At 68.3% G+C, this 13,305-nt stretch carries 11 protein-coding genes and 1 pseudogene; 4 read left to right on the forward strand and 8 right to left on the reverse strand.

The genetic code is table 11. The annotated features are described in order from the left end of the window. Position 1: 1 nt before the first annotated feature. The 6 genes from POL67_RS22560 to POL67_RS22585 form a co-directional block, all read right to left on the reverse strand. The gene (locus tag POL67_RS22560; RefSeq protein WP_271920330.1) at positions 2-565 is read right to left on the reverse strand and encodes a hypothetical protein; all 564 of its coding nucleotides are present in this window, start codon (positions 563-565) and stop codon (positions 2-4) included. A gap of 21 nt (positions 566-586) precedes the next feature. Next, positions 587-1,237 carry a hypothetical protein gene (locus tag POL67_RS22565; protein WP_271920332.1) on the reverse strand — a complete coding sequence of 217 codons (651 nt, stop codon included), beginning with the start codon at positions 1,235-1,237 and terminating at the stop codon, positions 587-589. Positions 1,238-1,303: 66 nt separating this feature from the next. Continuing rightward, the gene (locus tag POL67_RS22570) at positions 1,304-1,426 is read right to left on the reverse strand and encodes a hypothetical protein (RefSeq protein ID WP_271920334.1); all 123 of its coding nucleotides are present in this window, start codon (positions 1,424-1,426) and stop codon (positions 1,304-1,306) included. Positions 1,427-1,564: 138 nt separating this feature from the next. Beyond that, a complete protein-coding gene (locus POL67_RS22575) occupies positions 1,565-2,038 on the reverse strand; it encodes a hypothetical protein (protein ID WP_271920336.1) in 474 nt (157 codons plus the stop codon). A gap of 77 nt (positions 2,039-2,115) precedes the next feature. Next, positions 2,116-3,219 (reverse strand): 3-oxoacyl-ACP synthase III family protein, encoded by a 1,104-nt coding sequence (locus POL67_RS22580; protein ID WP_271920338.1) that lies wholly within the window; start codon positions 3,217-3,219, stop codon positions 2,116-2,118. Continuing rightward, positions 3,216-4,937 carry a thiamine pyrophosphate-dependent enzyme gene (locus POL67_RS22585; RefSeq protein ID WP_271920340.1) on the reverse strand — a complete coding sequence of 574 codons (1,722 nt, stop codon included), beginning with the start codon at positions 4,935-4,937 and terminating at the stop codon, positions 3,216-3,218. Before POL67_RS22585 ends, POL67_RS22580 begins: the two co-directional genes overlap by 4 nt. 285 nt (positions 4,938-5,222) lie before the next feature. On the opposite strand from POL67_RS22585, the gene POL67_RS22590 reads away from it, so the two are divergent. Next, positions 5,223-5,645: a DoxX family protein gene (locus tag POL67_RS22590; protein WP_271920343.1), complete on the forward strand. Its 423-nt coding sequence runs from the start codon at positions 5,223-5,225 to the stop codon at positions 5,643-5,645. Here POL67_RS22590 and POL67_RS22595 read toward each other — a convergent pair. After that, complete coding sequence (locus tag POL67_RS22595; RefSeq protein ID WP_271920345.1) at positions 5,616-6,947, reverse strand: DUF418 domain-containing protein; 1,332 nt, start codon at positions 6,945-6,947, stop codon at positions 5,616-5,618. The two genes, POL67_RS22590 and POL67_RS22595, sit on opposite strands and share 30 nt — an antisense overlap. A gap of 29 nt (positions 6,948-6,976) precedes the next feature. On the opposite strand from POL67_RS22595, the gene POL67_RS22600 reads away from it, so the two are divergent. The 3 genes and pseudogenes from POL67_RS22600 (at position 6,977) to POL67_RS22610 (ending at position 11,203) form a co-directional block, all read left to right on the forward strand. Beyond that, the gene (locus tag POL67_RS22600; protein WP_271920347.1) at positions 6,977-9,688 is read left to right on the forward strand and encodes a DUF2961 domain-containing protein; all 2,712 of its coding nucleotides are present in this window, start codon (positions 6,977-6,979) and stop codon (positions 9,686-9,688) included. A gap of 421 nt (positions 9,689-10,109) precedes the next feature. Then, positions 10,110-10,325, forward strand: a pseudogene (locus POL67_RS54275) (four helix bundle protein); the annotation flags it as partial. 65 nt (positions 10,326-10,390) lie between these two features. Continuing rightward, positions 10,391-11,203: a hypothetical protein gene (locus POL67_RS22610; protein ID WP_271920351.1), complete on the forward strand. Its 813-nt coding sequence runs from the start codon at positions 10,391-10,393 to the stop codon at positions 11,201-11,203. A 41-nt stretch (positions 11,204-11,244) separates the two neighbouring features. Here POL67_RS22610 and POL67_RS22615 read toward each other — a convergent pair whose 3' ends face one another. Then, entirely contained in the window at positions 11,245-12,249 is a 1,005-nt protein-coding gene (locus POL67_RS22615) for a hypothetical protein (RefSeq protein ID WP_271920353.1), read from the reverse strand. Between the last annotated feature and the right edge of the window lie 1,056 nt (positions 12,250-13,305).

Here is a 13,305-nt window from a genome sequence, read left to right on the forward strand (position 1 = left end):
ATCACTTCCCGAAGACGGCGAGGAGCCCGAACCTTCCGAACATCGTGACGTGCTGGCCTTGGTCCCGGTCATCGAACCCGAATCGCTCGTACTCGTCCGCGGTGAGGCCGACGGCGGCGGTGACGGCCAGGCTGCGGAGGGGCCAGACCCGCAGCCCCGGCGCGACCCTCCAGCGGAAGATATGCTCCCCTGAGAAGCTGTCGCTAATGCCGAGAGGCACGCGCCCCAGGGAGCCGAAGACGAAGAGCTCCGTACGCCGATCCTCGGAGCGAAGGAGCGTCCCCTGAAGCTCGGCATACGGAATGAAGAGCGGGTCGTCGTGCGGCTCATCGAAGGCCCGCGAGAAGTCGACGCCGAGGCCGAGCACGACACGAGGGAGGGCGACGCCGAGGAGGAGGCTTCCATCGACGTGGCCACGCGGGGCGGTCGAGAATGCCGGCTGGATCGCAAAGCCCCAATCTGGCGGACCGTTGCGCGCCTCGTCGTTCGGTTCCGCGCTCGCCGCGCCCGTGACCACGAGGATCGCGAGGCCGGCGGCCCCAGGCAGGAGACATTTCGTTTTCATAGCGGTGGGTGCTCCTGCCTTTCAAAAAACGCCGATGGCGCCTGCCTGCAGAAACAGGGTGACGGGCGGCTCGCGAAAGGTGCCCTTCTGCAGGCGGTAATCGCCGAGGAGCCCCGCGCCGAGGTTCAATCCGAACGTGGGGTAGAGCCAGACGCGCCCGCCGGTCCCCACATACCAGCGCACGCGAGGGCCGTTGCCTGCGCTCACCGTGGGCTCCGGAGGGGCTTCTGTGGCCTGCTGAAAAGAGGGAACCACCCTGTTCGATTGCCTCCACGTCCCCACGCCGGCCCCGAGGAGGCCCAGGAGCTCGAACCGCGCGTTCTCGGTGCGACCCAGGACGAACTGGGCCCCAGGGGAGACCACGAATGTCTCTTCGTCCTCCTTCCTGGAGCCAACCTCCGGTTTATAGTCGCGCGTGTGGCTCGCATAATACATGTTGACGCCGAGCAACAGTCCCTCGACCTTGAACCCGAGCGTCAGCTCTTCGCGGAGGACGTCTTCATCGAGGGGGGCGACCCATAGGCTCGCGCCGACGACGAACCCCGTCGCTTGCGCGCCCACGGCGGCGCGGGGCGGCTTTTCCGCGGCGGATACGGAGGTCGTGACGAGGGTCGAAATGCTGAGAGCCAGGGCTGCCCTGAAGCAGCCCGCGCGAGGGGGCGTCGCCATCATCCCCCGGGAACGTGCAACCGGAATGCCACCGGGGCGACGCGGCGTGCGCCGGGGATTGGCCTCGCATCAGAGCACGCTGAGGACGGCGATCTGGGCGAAGAGCGCGGTGCTCGTGGGGGCGTCGGACGACGACTCCTCGTCCACCAGGGCCGCCCCTCGATCACCCCAAAAACCCGAGGTAAAGCTCACATCGTCGAGCAGGCAGCAAGCTCATCTGCGTTGCTATCTCGAGCCGATCGCCTTTGCAATTTGGGGCTGGAATCGGCGGCAATGCCTCTCGTCGTAGACGCCCTCCGCGAAGCGTCGATTTTTCGACGCCCTCCGCGTTCAGCCCTTCGCCGCCGCCTTCATGGCCTGGACATCCGCGAGGACGACCTGCGCCTCTTCCTCGCTGAGGAACTTCGCCTTGCGGGCCACCCACAGGATGCCCTCTTCCGTGGTCGACGCGATGGTCCACGGGAAAATCACGCGTGTGAGCGACTGCAGCGTCTTCACGGTCGCGCGGATCGCGCCCGCCTTGAGCCCCTGACCCTCGATGATGAACGCGTGCGCCAGGATGTGCTTTTCGAGCGCGCGTGTCGCCTGGCCGAGCGCGTTCGCCGCCGCGCGCTCGGGCGCGCCGTGATCGGCGCTGGTGACCACGATGAAGATGCTCCCGCCCGGGTGCGCCTGCATGATCTTCGAGCCGCGTTCGTTCACCTGGACGGCCGCCTGCAGTGTCGGCGCCTGCTTCCAAAGCACGACGAGGACGGGAGGACGCCACCCCATGGCGACGGCAGGTTGGTCGTAGACGATCTCCACGGCCCGGAAGGCTAGCAGGAGACGCGGCCCTGGAAAAGCATCGCGTCGAAGGCGTTGCCGGGGTTCGTCGGTGGTCCTTACAAAACCTCGAGCGGCAGACCAGGCGAGGGGCCGAGCGCAACGTCGCCCCAGCGAACGATCGCCGAGCCCGAACTCGACGCGCTGCCGACGGTGTGCAAGAGGACCAGATCCCCGCGCCGGATCGGCAGCTCGGCCGCGGCCGTATACAGGTTCACGGGCATCAGCGCAGGGCCGCAGTTCGCATACCGCGGGAACGTGTCGATGGTGCGCGCCCGATCGAAATCGAGGACACGCGCGCAAAACGAGGCATACCACGCCGTCGGGGTGTTCACGACGAGCCAGTCGATGTCCGACATCCGGAGCCCCGCCTTTTCGAGGGCCATGTCGGCCGTCTTTCGGAGATACGGCTCGGAGACCTGGCGCAGGACCTTGCTCGCGCTCCGATCCGAGCGGAGCCGGACCACCTGCTTGCCGCGCTTCGGATCGTCGACGACGTCGAGCAGGAAGGCCTTGCACGTCTCGGCGCTGTGCAGCATTGCCGAGGCGACGAGCCCTTCGCCCGCCGGCACCTCGGAGACCACGAACGCCCCGGCGCCGTCGCCCGAAAACCACGACATCGTATCGTGCTCCTCGACCGAGCGCGAATACGTGCACGAGACGACGCCGAGCACGTTCCGGTATTGCCCCGCGCGCACGAGCGCACACGCGGTCTCGAAGAGGGCGAACGCGCCCGAGCACGCGGTCTCCAGGTTCCACGCGGCCGAGCGGAGGCCGAGCTCGCCGGCGAGGAACGTGGCGTGGCCGATCCCCATCACGTCGTGAAAGAGCGAGCACGCGATGACGAGGTCCACCTCCGCGCGTGCGATTCCGGCGGCCCCGAGGGCCATCGTCGCGGCGCGCAGCTCGATCGACATCGCATTCTCGTGCGGAAGGAGCACGCGCCGCTCCCGGGCCCCGCGGAACGGGTCGTCGAGGTACTTCGCCATTTCGGCGTCGAATGCGTCCGGAGCCTCCCGTGGCTCCTCGGGCGCCGCCCACACGTTCCGTTTCTCCACGGCCGCGCCGAGCATCTGCGGGTAGTGGCGGCGCCAGTAATCGTTCGTCTTCAGGCCAGCGGGGAATGTGATGGCGAGGGATCGCATCCCTGCGGAGGTAGTCATGGGGAAAAGCTCTCCTTGGCGGTTTGCGCCTCCAGGCTTCGGACACGGCTCGTGATGGGCGGTCGTTCCTCCGGGTCCACCCGGACGTCCACCACGAAGGGTTTTCCCGCAGCGAGCGCCGCCCCGAGCGCCGCTTCGAGCTCCTCCTCCCGCTCGACCCTCGCCCCGAGCGCCCCGAGCCCCCTTGCTACCAGCGAAAAATCCGTATCGGGCAGCGTCGTCTCCACCGGATCGTACCCCGACGCGCGCATGCCGTGCTCGACGATGCCGTATTGGCGATCGTTCAAGACCACCCATATCGCCGGGATGCCGTACCGCACGGCCGTGCTCACCTCCTCCAGCATGAGCATCGAGCCGTCGCCCACGAGCGCGACCGCCGCCTTGCCCCGCGCGTGCGCGGCCCCGAGGACGCCCGTCGTAGCGTGGCCCATCGATCCGAAATGGAGCCCCGAGCGATATCGCCCCGGCTCCTGGAACCGGAGCACGTGGTTGCCCCACACGAATGCGCTGCCCGCCTCCGTGAGCACGGGCGCGTCGGAGGACTCGACCACGACGCGTTGCACCGCCTCGAAAAGGAAACGCGGCCGGACCGACCCTTCCGCAAGCGGATCCAGCGGCGCGGGCCTCGCCATGGGGGGCAGGGCGGGCGGCGCGCCTTCACGTGCCGGCAGCCGCGGGAGCAATGCCGATAAAAATGCGCCGATCTCGGCCTGCACGCCGAGCGTCTCCGCGGAGGGATAGGCCGCGCCGAACACCGCGGGATTGACGTCCACGTGAAGGAAGCCGCCCGGCGGCACGAGATCCTGCCGCCAGAACGACGTGCATTCCCACAGGCGCGTGCCGAGCACGAGGGTGCGGCGGATGCCCGCCGCCTTCAGGCACGACGCCACGCGCGCATGGCTCCCGACGCCCGTGGTCCCGATGGAGAGCGGGTGATCTTCGGGGAAAATGCCCTTGGCGCGCGGCGAGCACATCACGAGCATCGAGCGCCGCTCGGCGAGGGCGCGGACCAGCGGAACGGATTTTCGCGCGCCATAACCTACCCATAACGCGCAAGGCTCTTCCGTGAGGATCTTCGCCACGGCGTCGACGGCCTCGGCGGACGGCGCCGGGCCGGGCAGCGCATTCGTCTCGGCGAGGGCCGGGCCCTCGAACATCGCCGACTGCACGCTCAGCGGCAAATGGATGTGCGCGACGAACCCCTCCACGGCACGCGCGCCGACGCTCAACCGTCGCAGGATGACCGGGAGCTGGGCGGGATGCTCCAGGGTCGTCGCGTAGTGGAAGAGGGGGCCGTCGCAGAGCAGGCCCGCGGGGAGGGTCCTCGCGGTCGTCTCCTGGGCGGCGCCGCGGTCGCGCTGCGAGGGCGAGGTGCCGCCGGAGACGAGCACGACCTTCGCGCCCTCGATGCGGGCGGCGGCGAGCCCCGTGATCGCATTCGTGATCCCGGGGCCGGCCGTCGCGAAGACCACGGTCGGCTGATCCTTGGCGAGGCTCTCTTCGAGCGCCGCGAACGCCGCGCCGGACTCGTGGCGGCAGTGCAGGACGCGCACCCGGCTCCGCGCGAGCGCGTGGCAGAACGGGACGATGGAGCCGCCGCCGAGACCGTACGCGACCTCCACGCCGAGGCTCGCGAGGAACGCGGCCAGGACCTCGGATACGGACGCGCGGGGCGCTCCGGGCCCGAAGCGAGGGATCGGGGGAGGTGCGTGGTTCATGAGGGACACTCGGACGGGCAATCATACGCCTCGGCCAGGGACGGCTCAAACTTGCTCGACGGTCCGGCGGCGGCTCTGCGCGGCGAGGTGAGCGGGGATGCCCGCCTGCACGACATCCAAACCACGCTCATCACGATCGGTGGAGTTTGCCGAATCGACGCGCGTAAAAATCCTTCGCCGGGACCGATGAGTTTTTCGGGGGCGGGTGGTCCATGGGGGGTGTCGACGGCGCGGGGGACCGGGCCGCCGAACCCGAAACGGACTGGAAGCCAGAGGAGAACGAAGATGGTGACGACTGCCCTTGTGTCCGAGCGCCCGATGGAACCCGCGTCGACGAAGATGGCCTGGACCGGACGTATCCTCAGCGGCCTCGCGGTGGCGTTCCTGCTCTTCGACGTTTCCCTCAAGCTGATGGCGCCGCCGGAGGTGCTCACGGCCCACGAACAGCTAGGTTTTCCCCCGGGCCTCGCCCGCAGTCTCGGGAGCCTGCTCCTCGCGTGCGTCGTGACCTACGTGATTCCGCGGACCTCGTTTCTCGGAGCGATCTTGTTGACGGGGTATCTCGGCGGCGCGATCGCGACGCACGTGCGGGTCGGCCATCCGCTCTTCAGCCACGTCCTGTTCCCGGTCTACGTCGCCGCATTCCTTTGGGGCGGGCTTGTTCTGCGGGACGCGCGCCTACGCGAGCTCTTCTTGCCGCGCCGGTAATCGGTTTGGCTGCAATCGACCGTAGGTCATCGTGCGCCACACCCACTCCATCGGCCCGAAGCGGAAGCGCGCGAGCCATGCGTGCGCGAAGATCACCTGCAGCGTGAAGATGCCGAGCGTGATCGGGAGCGTCCACCACGCGTGGATGCGGCCCGCGAGCCCGAGCCCCCAGCCATAAAAGACGAACGTGCTCGCGAGGCTCTGGCCGAGGTAGGTCGAGAGCGGCATCCGGCCGACGGGCGCGAGGAGCGAGAGGGCGCGGCGCCACGCGGGCCGCTGCATCAAGAGGACCACGGCGGCCGCGTATCCGGCCGCGAGCAGCATGACCCCGAGCTCCGCGACAGGGCCGAGCGCGAGCCCGACGAGCTCCGGGACGACGATGTCGCGGCGATGGAGGAGCATGCGCACGGGGTGGATCGCGGAGCCGAGGAGGCCGAGCCCGAGGCCCCAGCCGAGGAGCTTGCGGAAGAACGAGAGGCGCGCCTCGGCCTCTTGAAAGATCCTCGTCGTGCCGGCCCAGGCGCCCACGAGAAATCGCCCGACGAGCCACACGAAGTACCAGATCCAGATGAAGCCCACGTGATAGAGGGCCTGCTTCACGTGCAGCACCGTGAGCAGGCGGCGATCGTGTCCGAGGATCGCCGCGTAAACGTCCGCCCGAAACGCCATGAAATCGGGCGGCGCGGGCGTGTAGGCCCGCAGGGCCTTGAAGATGGGGGGAATGGAGCAGACGAACGCCGGGACGACCGTGAGGAAGAGGCCCCACGCGAGGAGCTTCCAGCCGCGCACGCGACGGAAGAGGAGGAGGCCGAAGCCGGCGATTGCGTATCCCCACAGGACATCACCCCACCAGAGCAGGAGCACGTGCGAGACGCCGATCAGCGCCATCGCCGCGAGCCTGCGGATGTGGAGCGGCACCACGCTGCGCCCGCGCGCCTCGGCGCGCTCGAGCTGCACGGAGAAGCCCAGGCCGAACAGCATGGTCAGGAGCGCCATGGCCTTTCCGTCGACGAAAAGCCCGAGCAGGAAGAGAAACACCTTGTCGACGGTGTCCGTTTGCGCGAGGGCCACGTCGCGCGACATGAACGCGATGGCGCTGAACCACGGCACCGTGTTCGCGAGGAGCACGCCGTAGAGCGCGAAGGCGCGTAGCACGTCGAGGACCACGACGCGCTCCACGGCGGCGATGGGCGCGAGCTCCGTGGTATTCGTTTTCGCTGGTTCGGGATCGCCCTGACCGGTCTCCGTCATCGGCGCAGCATACACGTTCGTGTCCGCGCCGAGCAAGGCGGCCGGCACCATTCCAGCGGGGACCACATTAGGTTTGCCCCATGCCCCTCCAGGACCTCCTCGGCGCAGCGCTCGCAATCGCCCCGCATGTGGTTTCTTCGCCCCTCTCCCCGGTCCTCTCCGAGCTCCTCACCTTTCATCCCGGGTGGATCACGCGGAGCGTGACCACACACGATCCCGCGGGGGGAAACGACGACGGATTTCGCGCAGGGGTCGCCGTCGAGGGAGATTTCCGGGTTCTTTTTCATGCGCGCGGGGAGGGGAGGATCACCCGGATCTGGATCACGGCGCCGCGGAAGGAGCTCGAACAAGAAGGCCAGGAGCTCTGGATCGAGGTCGATGGCCAGACCGCGTTCCGCGGGGATCCCCGCGATTTCTTCGAGGGACGAGGCCCGTGGAAATCCCCGCTCGTCCTCGGCGTCGACGCGAGCTCCGGCGCATTCACGAGTTACGTGCCGTTCGCGTATTCCCGCGAGGCCAAGGTGCGGTATCGCGGCGTCGCTCTTTATCATCAGATCACCTACCGCGAGGGGCCCGGATCCGCGGCGGGCCCGGACGCCGCGGCGCTCTCCCGGTTCATGGGCGAGGACTGGACGGAACATCCGCCGGCGTCGAGCCCCGGGAGCACGCTCGGACCCGGGACGACGCGTATTCTCGCCACGGGCCCGACCACGGTCTCCCGGCTCTTCGTCGAGCTGCCGGCCGCGCGCCTCGGGGATCTCCGGGTGCGCATCGGGGAGCAGCCCCCCGTGCCCGCGTCCTTCTTTTTTGGACTCGCCAGCAAGCGGGACGCGGTCGACGAAGGGTGGGTGACGTTCCGGAGCGCGCTTCATGCCGCGTGGAAGGCGGGGGTTTCGGGGCGGGTCGCGACGCGCCTGCCCATTCCGCTCGCCGCGGGGGAGGCGCTCGCGATCGAAACGACATCCGAGGACCCGATCGAGGACATCAAGGTGGCCGTGGATCTCGCGGACGCCCGCCCCGGCGTGCGGCTCGCCGCGCAATACCGCGATCAGGAGGCGCCCGGGCGCGAGACCACCCTGCCCATGTTCGCGAGCGACGAGCCCCTCCAGTTCGTGGCGCTGCTGGAGAACCTCGACGAAGGCCTCCGCGGCGATCGGCGGTACCTGGAGGGCGACGAGATGATCCGGACCGACGGCATGCGTTTCCCGGTGCAACACGGGACCGGAACCGAGGATTACTACAATGGCGGCTGGTACTTCCTCGGGGCCCACGCGAACCCCTTGAGCGGCCAGCTCCGCTTCCTCGTCACGGATCCGGAGGACGAATGGAAGCAGGCGAAGTTCGAGCATTCCCTCTATCGCCTCCACGTGCCCGACCCGCTCGTGAGCCGCTCCGGCATGCGCTTCGGCTTCGAGGTCGGTCCCACGGGCGCCTACACGCCGCTGCGCGTGCGTTCGCTCGGGCTCGCGTACGTGTTCTCCGGGATTCGCGCGATTGGGGAGCAAAAAGCGTCGATCCGGGCGACGCGCCTCCGGACCTCGGCCGTCGACGCCGAGCGGGAGTCGCCCGTCCAAACCTTCCCGGTGCGCGAGCGCCGCGGCGTCACGCGGATCCTTTTGCGTTGTCCCTCCGAGGATGCCCGCGCGCTCTTGCTCGTCCGCTCCTACGCGCAATCCCGCGGGCCGCAGGAGGCGCGTGTGCGGCTCGACGGCCAGGACGTCGGCGGCTTCTTCGAATCCCAGCAAAACAAGGCCCGCGCGCTCGCGGAGGACGCGCTCTGGATCGACCTTCCTCCCGGGGCATGCGCGGCCGGCAAGGGGGCCGTCGTCGAGATCGACGCGACCGGCTCCCCCGAGCCGTTCAGCGAGAGCAGCTACCTCCTGCGGTATTTCACCGATTCCGGATGGCCCACGCTTTCGCAGGGGCGAAACGTAAAAATCCTGGATACCGGGGCCCTGCCCGAGGGGGACCATTATGTCAACGATCACTCCTTGATCGAGCTCGCCGATGGGCGATGGTTGCTCACGGGCATCTTTCACAAGGAGCCTTATGATGGCCTGGACGAGCGCGCGTTCGTCCACGCCCTCGCGGACGGCCCGGGGCCCGCGCGCTGGTACGAGGCCTCCGCGCCGAGTTTTTCGATTGCCCCACAGCGCTTCACGCTCCGCGCCCAGGACGACGAGCCCTGGATCTGGGCCCCCCACCTCGCCCGCGATCACGACGGCAGCCTGGTCATGATGTACCACGTGGGCGCGCGTGACCACGATCGCGCCGGTTTCCGCATCGCGCGTTCCACGAACGGGACGAGCTTCACGCGCGCCGGAGGCACCTTGTTCGAGGACCTCTGCATCGCCCGGGATCCGATGCTCGTTCGCGTCGCGAATCTATGGGTCGCCTATTATACGCGCTGCGCATCCAAGGACCGCCGCCTGAGCGGCGTCGCGTACCGCACGTCGCTCGACCTCGTGACATGGAGCGAGCCGCGCATGGCCTTGACGCTTGGACCGGAGACGATCCGGCACGATAGTGGCCATACCGAGTCGCCGTTCGTGTTCGAGCGTAAGGGCTGGTTTTACCTGACCGTGACCAGTTATCCCACGGCCTGGGACGCCACGTTCGTGTATCGCTCGCGCTCGCCGTTCTCGTTCCCGAGCGAGCCCGTCGCGCGGCTCTCGGCGCATGCGGCCGAATGGATCGCCGAGGGAGGCGATTTCGATGCGGGGCGGCTGTTCTTCACGCACGCCGGTGCGGGGCAGGGGGGCGTCTTCCTGCAGGAGCTTTTGGGTCTCTGACTCGTGTTTCGCCATTTTTTGCTGCTGCTGCTGCTGCTGCTGCTGCTGCTGCTGCCGCTGCTGCTGCTGCTGCTGCTGCTGCTGCTGCTGTTGCTGCTGCTGCTGCTGCTGCTGCTGCTGCCGCTGCTGCTGCTGCTGCTGCTGCTGCTGTCGCTGCTTCCGGAACGCTCGTCCTCTGTCCTCGTCCGGGGAGGGCGATTGTGCCCGCGTGCTCGGAAGGCGAAAGGCCAAGCCGTGCTCGCCGTGCTCGCCGTGCTCGCTTCGCTGCGCGCGGCTCCGCGCGGCTCCGCGCGGTGCGAGGCAAAGCCTCGCAGCCTTTCGCCTTCCTCCGCGCGCAGGCCGGGGGCAGGGGTCCCCGGTCGGGGATTCGGAGGGAAACATGGTGCTCAGGATTTATGGCGTGGCGATCGAGATGCTCAGGATGTTGCGGCCGGTCATCGAGCGGATCGGATCGAAGGATCCGAATTTGGGAGACCAGTTGCGGCGGGCGGCGACGAGCGTGCCGCTCAATCTGAGCGAGGGCGCGTATTCGCAGGGAAGGAACGAACGGGCTCGGTGGCACACGGCCATGGGCTCGGCGGCGGAGGTCCGCGCGTGCCTCGACGTGGCAGAAGCACTCGGATACGTAGATAGAGTGGACGAGGAGCTGCGCAACAAGCTGGACCATCTCGTCGGTACCCTGCATCGCCTGACCAGGCGTGAATGGCCCAGGCGTGCCGCCTCCGCTTGGGCGGCACGCCCGGCAGCAGCAGCAGCAGCAGCAGCAGCGGCAGCGGCAGCAGCAGCAGCAGCAGCAGCAGCGGCAGCGGCAGCAGCAGCGGCAGCAGCAGCAGCAGCGGCAGCGGCAGCAGCGGCGGCAGCGGCAGCGGCAGCAGCAGCGGCAGCAGCGGCAGCGGCAGCGGCAGCAGCGGCGGCAGCGGCAGCGGCAGCAGCAGCGGCAGCAGCAGCGGCAGCAGCAGCAGCAGCCACAGGCCCGACGAGCGGCGGGGGCGGGAGGAGCATCGTGGGCGCTGCGCCTTCCTGTCGACAACGAATGCCCGTTATGCGTCTCAGGGCGTCCAGCCGTTCCTATGGCACTGCGAGCGCAATGAGCTCAGCCCGCGAGAGCCGTTCACGCGGTTCCTTGGGAATCAGGCCGGCAAGCGCGGAAGGCTCTCCCTTCACGTACGGCCGGATGTCGTACGCAATGGGGAAAACTTTGTCGAGGGGGAGTTCAAGGAAACGCGCCAGTGCGTCTGGACCGTTCTGGCCGTAGTCGAAATCGTGATAGCGGGCGAGCGTGAACCATCGTCCGTCATGAAAGATCGTCAATGTCAGGAAGTGCTCGGTCAGCCGCGCATTGCTCTCGTCGACATTGCCAAGGAGTCCCCATGCGTCGGTTCCGTTCGCAAGCCGGATCCGCGTCCCCACGACCTTCCCGGCCAGGCGCGCGACCGGCAGACGTCTCACCGGGCGGACGAGGGTTTCGTCGCCTCCGTCGATATTGGCGTATTGCCATACCGCGTGCGCCTCTAGATCGCGAACTTCGATTGATTCTATCGGTTTCAGGGTCTTCATCATGGAGCCGGAAATCCATTGCGGACCATCGAGTCGTGGAGGCGAGTCCCATACTTCGCGTCGAACGCCTTTGTATAGGCCGCTAGATCACGAGCGAGCTGCTGCTTTGCTTGTGGGCTCAGGTTGTCGTAGTACGCTGCCCCGCGCTGGCGCGGCAGAATCTTGTTCATACCGCTGTGGTAGGACTTGTGCAGTGGTTCCGGTAAGCTGGCAAGATCCTGTTTGGCCGGCCCCCCCAAGTACTTGGGCCAGGGGTGATGGCCGTGTGTCGCACCAGGGGCGACGGTGGGCGTCTTCGGCGGCTTCGTCGTCGTCTTGACCGTCGTCTTCGGCGCGGGCCGTGGCGCGCCAGCTCCCCCACCGCTGCCGCTCCCTGTTGACAACGACTGCCCATTGTGCGTCCCGGCGGGCTTTTTCCCGCCATTCGGCTGGAAGTTCTTGTGCCGGGCGTGGCAAGCGCCCGTGAGGCACTCCTGGGCTCGGTCGAGCAGCGCGGTCTCCTCCGGAGTTTGCCTCCAGTCCTCATAGACCCGTACTTCGCCCGGGGGCACCTGACTCGGATCGATGGGCACGGGCGCCTCGACCGGGAGCGGCTCGGCCGCGAGCGGCTCTTCCACGCGCCGGAAGCTCGGCTGCCTCAATCGCTCGGATGTATGGACGAGCGTCCTCGTGCAGGTACGCGCGCCCGTGCCGCCACGCCTTCGCGCCTGGCCCGGCTCCGGGCACCGCGCGGGCAACTCCGCGATCGGTTTCGGCCGCGACGTCGGCGGCTCGGCCCTCTGGGTCTCGTCCTTCTTCTCTGCGCCCTCCTTCTCCTTTGCCGCGCGCTTCTCCGGCGGGGGCGGCGGCGGCTTGTCGCAGGGGAGATGCTGGAACGCAATTCCTAATAACTTCCGGCTCTCGGACGGCGCGTGGGGATCAAGAAAAAAGACAGCCTTGGCCTCGCGGCCCTGCAAAAGCTCGTCGAGCGACAGAAGCGTCGTTCGAGGCGTCCCGTCCCCCACGTCGTATCAATAACGCGCATTCGGGTCGACGTGAGGATGGCGCCGGCATATGCGAAACAACCTTATTCCGTTCGGCGTCGTCTGCGCCCACGCCTGCGTGTGCGCGCCTGTCGCGGCGCACCCGAGGAGCCATGCCGAAACGCAAAAAGCGACGAGCATGAGGAGCCCAAGACGAACAAAGCGGTTCGACAACCAGGCCATGGAAGGACCTTCCGTTCCCGCAGGCCACATCAAGCCGCCCCCGCGGCGTTATGCGCGGGCCTGCGTTGTTCCTGACGATCCTTGTGCACGGCGAAGGCAGAGCCGCGCAAGCGCATTCGCAGGCTGGCGGGACACACAATGTCCGTGCGCGACCGTTGCCGACGAGCCCGGCGCCTTCGAGGATGCTCGAAATGAAATGCCGACCAGCAACCGGAGGTGGATCCACCTCCGCCAGGAGGTCGATCCACCTCCGCCAGGAGGTCGCCCCCCTCCGCTCGGCGGCCGGCCGGCTCCCCGAGGAGGTCCTCCTCCTCCGCCTTGAGGTCGGCTAGCTCCGCCCGGAAGTCATCTTCCTCCGCCAGGAGGTCGTCCCCCTCCGCCGGGAGATGCAGCACCTCCGATGTGCGGCCGTTCACCTCTGGCAGGAGCCCCCGCATCCCCTTCCGGACGTCCGGAGCCTCCGGGAAGAGGTCGTCGAACGCCAAGGAGGGGTCCTCCACCGCCGAGGAGACATCCTCGATCTCCGGAAAGAGGTTTGCTACCTCCGGGGCTCTGGGCCCCCTCTCAGGTCAGAGGTCCGTTCCGGCCTCGTCCCCGTCGCCTTTGCGCAGCTCCTGCGGGGTGCGGCCTGTCCAGCGGCGGAAGGCGCGAGGCGAGCGCCGAAGCGAGCAAGAGCGCTCTGTCCAAGGGCCACGGCGGCGAGGGATCGGAAGCGTAGAGGAGCTGCCGCTGCCGCTGCCGCTGCTGCTGCCGCTGCCGCTGCCGCTGCTGCTGCCGCTGCTGCCGCTGCTGCTGCTGCCGCTGCTGCTGCCGCTGCCGCGGCGGCACTTCGGGCCTGGATCTCCCCTCGTCGTC

This window comes from Polyangium mundeleinium (assembly GCF_028369105.1).
In the GTDB taxonomy this organism is placed as follows: domain Bacteria; phylum Myxococcota_A; class Polyangia; order Polyangiales; family Polyangiaceae; genus Polyangium; species Polyangium mundeleinium.

What these genes read in the sequence shown, in the direction of transcription:
- POL67_RS22560 (WP_271920330.1), bottom strand. Translation starts at nt 565, where the DNA reads ATGAAAACGAAATGTCTCCTGCCTGGGGCCGCCGGCCTCGCGATCCTC.
- POL67_RS22565 (WP_271920332.1), bottom strand. Translation starts at nt 1,237, where the DNA reads ATGATGGCGACGCCCCCTCGCGCGGGCTGCTTCAGGGCAGCCCTGGCT.
- POL67_RS22580 (WP_271920338.1), bottom strand. Translation starts at nt 3,219, where the DNA reads ATGACTACCTCCGCAGGGATGCGATCCCTCGCCATCACATTCCCCGCT.
- POL67_RS22585 (WP_271920340.1), bottom strand. Translation starts at nt 4,937, where the DNA reads ATGAACCACGCACCTCCCCCGATCCCTCGCTTCGGGCCCGGAGCGCCC.
- POL67_RS22590 (WP_271920343.1), top strand. Translation starts at nt 5,223, where the DNA reads ATGGTGACGACTGCCCTTGTGTCCGAGCGCCCGATGGAACCCGCGTCG.
- POL67_RS22595 (WP_271920345.1), bottom strand. Translation starts at nt 6,947, where the DNA reads ATGGTGCCGGCCGCCTTGCTCGGCGCGGACACGAACGTGTATGCTGCG.
- POL67_RS22600 (WP_271920347.1), top strand. Translation starts at nt 6,977, where the DNA reads ATGCCCCTCCAGGACCTCCTCGGCGCAGCGCTCGCAATCGCCCCGCAT.
- POL67_RS22610 (WP_271920351.1), top strand. Translation starts at nt 10,391, where the DNA reads ATGGCCCAGGCGTGCCGCCTCCGCTTGGGCGGCACGCCCGGCAGCAGC.